Annotated in this window: 6 protein-coding genes and 1 pseudogene; all 7 read left to right on the top strand. The window is 53.3% G+C overall.

The window, feature by feature from the left end:
- Nucleotides 1–740 (top strand): annotated as a pseudogene (locus ACUU1M_RS18245) (PBSX family phage terminase large subunit); the annotation flags it as partial.
- Nucleotides 740–2,206, top strand: coding sequence for a DUF1073 domain-containing protein (locus ACUU1M_RS18240; RefSeq protein WP_000113497.1), 1,467 nt, complete (start codon nucleotides 740–742; stop codon nucleotides 2,204–2,206). The pseudogene ACUU1M_RS18245 and the gene ACUU1M_RS18240, both read left to right, overlap by 1 nt.
- Nucleotides 2,097–2,840, top strand: a complete 744-nt coding sequence (locus tag ACUU1M_RS18235) for a phage head morphogenesis protein (protein WP_000184977.1) — start codon at nucleotides 2,097–2,099, stop codon at nucleotides 2,838–2,840. Before ACUU1M_RS18240 ends, ACUU1M_RS18235 begins: the two co-directional genes overlap by 110 nt.
- A 3-nt stretch (nucleotides 2,841–2,843) precedes the next feature.
- Complete coding sequence (locus ACUU1M_RS18230) at nucleotides 2,844–4,064, top strand: DUF2213 domain-containing protein (protein ID WP_000873146.1); 1,221 nt, start codon at nucleotides 2,844–2,846, stop codon at nucleotides 4,062–4,064.
- A 3-nt stretch (nucleotides 4,065–4,067) separates the two neighbouring features.
- Entirely contained in the window at nucleotides 4,068–4,574 is a 507-nt protein-coding gene (locus ACUU1M_RS18225) for a structural cement protein Gp24 (RefSeq protein WP_001066732.1), read from the top strand.
- An 11-nt stretch (nucleotides 4,575–4,585) separates the two neighbouring features.
- Nucleotides 4,586–5,527 carry a DUF2184 domain-containing protein gene (locus ACUU1M_RS18220; RefSeq protein WP_000627472.1) on the top strand — a complete coding sequence of 314 codons (942 nt, stop codon included), beginning with the start codon at nucleotides 4,586–4,588 and terminating at the stop codon, nucleotides 5,525–5,527.
- 41 nt (nucleotides 5,528–5,568) lie between these two features.
- Nucleotides 5,569–5,768: STY1053 family phage-associated protein (locus ACUU1M_RS18215; protein ID WP_075332783.1), on the top strand; the 200-nt coding region annotated here is incomplete at its 3' end.

Below are 5,768 nucleotides of genomic sequence, written 5' to 3'. Positions count from 1 at the left end.
CAATCATCAAACTGTCTTGGATAGAAGCCGCAGTGGATGCGCACAAAACGTTAAATTTCGAACCCAGTGGAAGAAAGCGTATTGGCTTTGACGTGGCTGACAGTGGTACAGATAAGTGCGCTAACGTTTACCGTCACGGATCCGTTGTTTTCTGGGCCGACGAATGGAAGGCCAAAGAAGATGAATTACTGAAGAGCTGCCAGCGTACTTATCAGGCGGCGCTGGAGCGTGAAGCAGATATTGTTTACGACTCTATCGGTGTTGGTGCGTCTGCCGGTGCTAAATTCTCTGAAATTAACGCTGACCGGAAGAGCGAGAACGCATACGCGCGACGTGTGAATTACCAGAGGTTTAACGCCGGTGCTGGTGTGCATGAGCCAGATGACGAGTACAACGGCATCCCCAACAAAGACTTTTTCGCAAATCTTAAGGCTCAGGCATGGTGGCTGGTGGCTGACCGTTTCAGAAATACGTTTAACGCCATTAACAACGGAGAACAGTATCCTGTGGATGAGCTGATCAGCATAGATTCTCGTTGTCCGTTGCTTGAAAAGCTGAAACTGGAACTGACAACACCTCATCGTGATTTCGACCGTAACGGACGTGTGATGGTCGAAAGTAAAAAAGACCTCGCAAAACGCGAGATACCGTCACCAAACGTTGCTGATGCATTCATTATGGCCTTCGCGCCAATCGATACATCGCTGGATATCTGGGAACAGCTGGGGAGACAGGCCTGATGGCACGAAACAAACAAGCCCTGCGGCGAACTGTGCAGGCCACAGCTGATGGTTATGAGAATTTTATTGCCCGCGTAGGGATGCAGACACCTAACCAGCACTCAGCATCCACCTGCCGGGCTAATTTCACCAGTCGTAACCGCATGCTGGTGGAATGGTCCTATCGTTCATCCTGGATCATCGGCGAAGCAGTCGATGCTATCCCGGATGATATGACCCGCAAAGGCATTCGCATCACTTCGGAAATTGATGCAAAAGATCGTGGCATTCTCGAATCACAACTGGATGAGTTGCAAATCTGGGATGCGCTGAATGACGTGCTGAAATGGTCGCGCCTCTACGGCGGCGCGGTGGGTTTCATCATGATTGAGGGGCAGGCACCAATGACCCCGCTGCGACCCGAAACCATCGGTAAGGGCAAGTTTAAGGGGATTCTCCCGCTCGACCGCTGGATGGTCGACCCGGCACTGACCCGCCGCATTAAAGATATGGGGCCGGACCTGGGTAAACCTGAGTTTTACGATGTGGTGACCACAGCAACGGGAATTCCTGCCTGGCGCATTCATCACAGTCGCCTGATTCGCTTTGATGGCGTCACGTTGCCATTTCAGCAGAAGATGACCGAGAACGAATGGGGAATGTCGGTTGTAGAGCGTATCTGGGATCGTCTTACCGCGTTCGACAGCGCTACTGTCGGCGCGGCGCAGCTGGTCTACAAGGCGCATTTGCGTACCTACAGCGTGGAGAAGCTACGCGAGCTTATCGCACTTGGTGGTCCTGCGTATGAAGCGTTGCTGAAGAATATCGACCTGATTCGACAGTTCCAGAGTAATGAAGGCATGACGCTCATGGACTCGCGGGATAAGTTTGAAACCCATCAGTACAGCTTCAGTGGTCTGGATGACATCCTTTCGCAGTTTGCAGAACAGATTAGTGGCGCTGTTGGTATCCCACTGGTGCGGTTGTTCGGACAGTCCCCGAAAGGATTTTCTACCGGTGATGCAGACCTTGCCAACTATTACGATCGCATCAGTTCGTTGCAGGAGAGGCGTTTACGTCTTCCGGTGCGGCGGATACTGGACATCATGCATCGTTCGGAACTTGGCAAGCCGCTGCCGGACGATTTCACGTTTGAGTTTAACCCGCTCTGGCAAATGTCTGATGTCGATCGCTCAACGGTGGCGTTAAACACCACCAACGCAATCAGTACGGCGCTGGGTGATGGTCTGATGACACTGAAAGCCGCTATGACTGATTTGCGAGAAAATTCTGACGTAACCGGCATCGGGGCATCCATTACCGACGAGGACATCGAGAATGCCGAAGATGAAGCGCCGCCCGGCATCGGCGAACCTGATGACGAACCGCAGGAGCCGTCAGGCGGAAATCCGGTATCGAACCAGCCTACGCAGGATAGCGAGGGCGGTCGGAGACATCGTAAATGGTCGCTACGATGGTTCAAATGACAGTATCACGGAAATTATTGCGGCGCTGGAGCGTTACAGTGAAATCATCACCCCCTGGGCGACAAAGGTCGCGGAAAACTTTACTGCGGACCTAACCCGGCAGAACGAGAAAGTTTGGCGGCAACACAGCAAGAACATCAGTCGCGAGCTCCGCAATCTTGTGGAAAGCGCTCCTGTGGGCCAGGTGATGCAATCCATCATCGCCGAACAGGTCAAGTACATCAAATCTCTGCCTCTCGAGGCCGCAGACAGGGTGTACGACATCCAGAACAAAGCGATAGAGGCTGTTGTCACCGGTGGTCGGGCGGAGCAGTTTGCTAAAGAGATTGCATCTACCGGCGATGTTGCTAAGTCTAGGGCCGATCTGATTGCCCGAACGGAACTGGGAAGAGCAACGGGCGCGCTGGATATGGCCCGAGCGATAGCTATTGGCTCGGATGGTTATATTTGGCGTACAGCCGATGATGGCGATGTCCGAGATTCCCACGATCACATGAAAGGTAAATTCGTCCGCTGGGATTCACCTCCAACTTTGGACGGCATGACCGGCCACGCGGGCGAGCTGCCAAACTGCCGCTGCTATAAAGAGATCGTGTTTGTTCGCGTTCCATTCGCAATGAAAAGGGCAGCATAACCCATGAAATACTTTTTTGAGACCAGGCTCGGGGAAACCCGATACCGCCTGGCTGACGGCTCGTTGCTGTGCAAAGACGTGCCGATAGGACGAACAGGTAAGCAGCTCTATGGTGCTGATGACCTGCCAAAACTGAAACCCGATAAGTTCGGTGAAATAGTCGTCACGCGTTCTCCTGAGCAGGTATTCCATCCGGCCACGCTTGCCTCATTCGAAGGGATGAGCATCACGATCCTGCATCCTGAAGATGAAAACGGGAATGTGCGGCTGGTAAATCCCGAGAACTGGAAAGAGCTTGCTGTCGGGCACCTCCAGAATGTCCGGCGCGGGACGGGTGAGCAGTCTGATTTGATGCTGGCTGACCTTATCGTCAAAGACGAAAGCGCCATTCAGCTTATCGAAGATGGCCTGCGCGAAGTGTCGTGCGGCTATGACGCGGAGTACGAGCAGACCGAGCCAGGTAAAGCCGAGCAGGTCGATATTACCGGAAACCATGTGGCTCTTGTCCCTAAAGGCAGAGCCGGAAATCGTTGTGCAATTGGAGACAGAGACACAATGGCAAATCAAAAGAAAAACTGGTGGAACCGCATGCGTGCGGCCATCAAGACAGGAGATGCCGACACCATGAACGAACTGGTGGAGTCGGCTCCCGCATCGGTTACAGGAGATGAGGGGGATTTGCCGCAGGGCGTTAATCTCAACATCAACCTGTCCCCGCAGCAACCACTACCGGACAAAGCACCAGAGATGGGCGGAGATCCAACCGGCGACAGTGATGATGACCTCAAAACATTACTGAAAGCCCTGCTGGCTAAGCTGGAAAGAAATGCCACGGGCGATAACGATAATAAGCCTGACGATAATCCGACCGGTGACGGCGAGGACGATGAAGAGGAAACCACGATTACTGGTGACTCAGCCTGGCGTGCCGAAGTTATCGTTCCGGGTATCGATCTGAGCCGTAAGATGAAACCGACCGCGTTCAAACGCGAGGTTCTGGCTTCTGCTGACAAAACGCTGGTTCGCCAGATAGTCGGTGATGCGGATATCCGCAAATTACCGAAACAATCGGTCGACATGGCGTTTAATGCCGTGTCTGAGGTTGCCAAAGGGAGAAACACCCGCGCCACCACCGGCGATGCACAGCGCCTAAACATGGGCATGACCAGTATCGCTTCCCTGAACAAACAAAACGCTGAATTCTGGGCAAACCGTAAAGGGTAAAAAATGAATAATGTATTTCTGTACCGGATGCCTGTTGGCATTGCCGGGGCTGTCTCTCGCCCGCAGGACTTAACCGTCGAACCGGTGGTCCTTAAATCCGATAACGCCTTCGCTGCCTATGGCCTGGCTGGTAAATACGATGATGACGGTTTTTTCGTGCCGCTGGCAGATGGTGATACCGCAGACAAGGTGAAGGGGATCTACGTGCGCCCTTATCCGACCACGTCGCAGCCGGACATGGTTCGCCAGGTGGGAACAGGCAAGAACTTCCCGGGCGACGCCATGAAGCGTGGCTACGTGACCGTTAATCTCGGTTCTGATTTTGATGCCAGCACTATCAAAAAAGGCGATCCGGTATACGTTGTCGTCTCCACTGATGAATCCATCAAAGTGCCGCTGGGTGGATTCATGTCCACGTCAGTCAGTGGCAAAAACGTGGTGCTGACCAACGCTGAATTCACAGGTGCCGGTGATGCTGACGGCAATGCAGAAATTTCCTGGAAGATTTAAGGAACAGACGAATGATTACTTTTGATCAGGCAACCGTTGACAGCTCTGGTGCCTTTCTCATCGGGGAGCTGGAGCGACTCGACCAGACGCTGAACCTGCCACTGGTGGGGTACACCTGGAGCCGCGATATTCAACTGCGTGAAGACGTCTCCATCGCAGATGACATTTCCAGCTGGACGAATACCAGCTTCGCCGCTGCGGGTACTGGCGCAAATCCGAATGGAAAAAACTGGGTAGGCAAAGACTCAACCGCTATTGCTGGCGTGAACGTGGATATCGGCAAATCCGGTAACCCGCTGAACCTGTGGGGGATGGAACTTGGCTGGACGGTCATAGAATTGCAGGCTGCTCAGCAGGTCGGCCGCCCGATTGATACGCAGAAGTATGACGGTATGCAACTGAAATGGCAGATGGATAACGATGAACAGGTATATGTTGGCGATTCCGCATTAAACCTGAAAGGCCTTGTTACCCTGGACGGCGTGCCTGTCAACAACGCTGCCAAAACGTGGGCAACCTCAACACCGGACGAAATCCGCGCAAGCATTAACCAGGTGCTGTCTGATGCGTGGGCCGCTTCTGGTTACTCTGTGGTTCCGCGTGATTTGCTGATCCCGCCTGAGCAGTTTGCTCTGTTGTCCAGCATCATCGTTTCATCTGCAGGTAACCAGTCCCTGTTGACGTACCTTCAGACCAACACCATCAGCTATCACCAGAACGGTGTTCCGCTGAATATCCGCGCGGTTAAATGGCTGAAAGGCCGTGGTGTGGGGAATAAGGATCGTATGGTTGCGTACACCAACGATAAAAAATACGTCCGCTACCCGCTGGTTCCGCTTCAGAGCGTGCCGGTGCAGTATCGCGGTCTGTATCAGATCGTCACTTACTACGGCAAGCTGGGTGCAGTCGAGCCAGTGTACAAAGAAACCATTTCGTACGTTGATGGCATTTAACAGCCACATGGCCCCCTGGCGGGGCCATTAAGGATGACCCGATGGCAAAAAATGATGCAGTAATACACGTACATACCCCGTTTGTGCTCACGCTTCCCGACGGTTCTCGGCGCGAGTTTGTTAAAGGCCGTCATGTTGTGGAGGAAGACGTTGCCACGCACTGGTTCACTCGTGCGCACGCGGAAGTATCCGTTGGCAAAGCCACAGACGCGCGTAACGAGGTAAAAAATGCCAAAGAATT

The organism is Shigella sp. SIG6 (genome assembly GCF_053555815.1).
This window is presented reverse-complemented; position numbering and strand designations above follow the sequence as displayed.

What these genes read in the sequence shown, in the direction of transcription:
- ACUU1M_RS18220 (WP_000627472.1), top strand. Translation starts at nt 4,586, where the DNA reads ATGATTACTTTTGATCAGGCAACCGTTGACAGCTCTGGTGCCTTTCTC.
- ACUU1M_RS18230 (WP_000873146.1), top strand. Translation starts at nt 2,844, where the DNA reads ATGAAATACTTTTTTGAGACCAGGCTCGGGGAAACCCGATACCGCCTG.
- ACUU1M_RS18240 (WP_000113497.1), top strand. Translation starts at nt 740, where the DNA reads ATGGCACGAAACAAACAAGCCCTGCGGCGAACTGTGCAGGCCACAGCT.
- ACUU1M_RS18225 (WP_001066732.1), top strand. Translation starts at nt 4,068, where the DNA reads ATGAATAATGTATTTCTGTACCGGATGCCTGTTGGCATTGCCGGGGCT.
- ACUU1M_RS18235 (WP_000184977.1), top strand. Translation starts at nt 2,097, where the DNA reads ATGACGAACCGCAGGAGCCGTCAGGCGGAAATCCGGTATCGAACCAGC.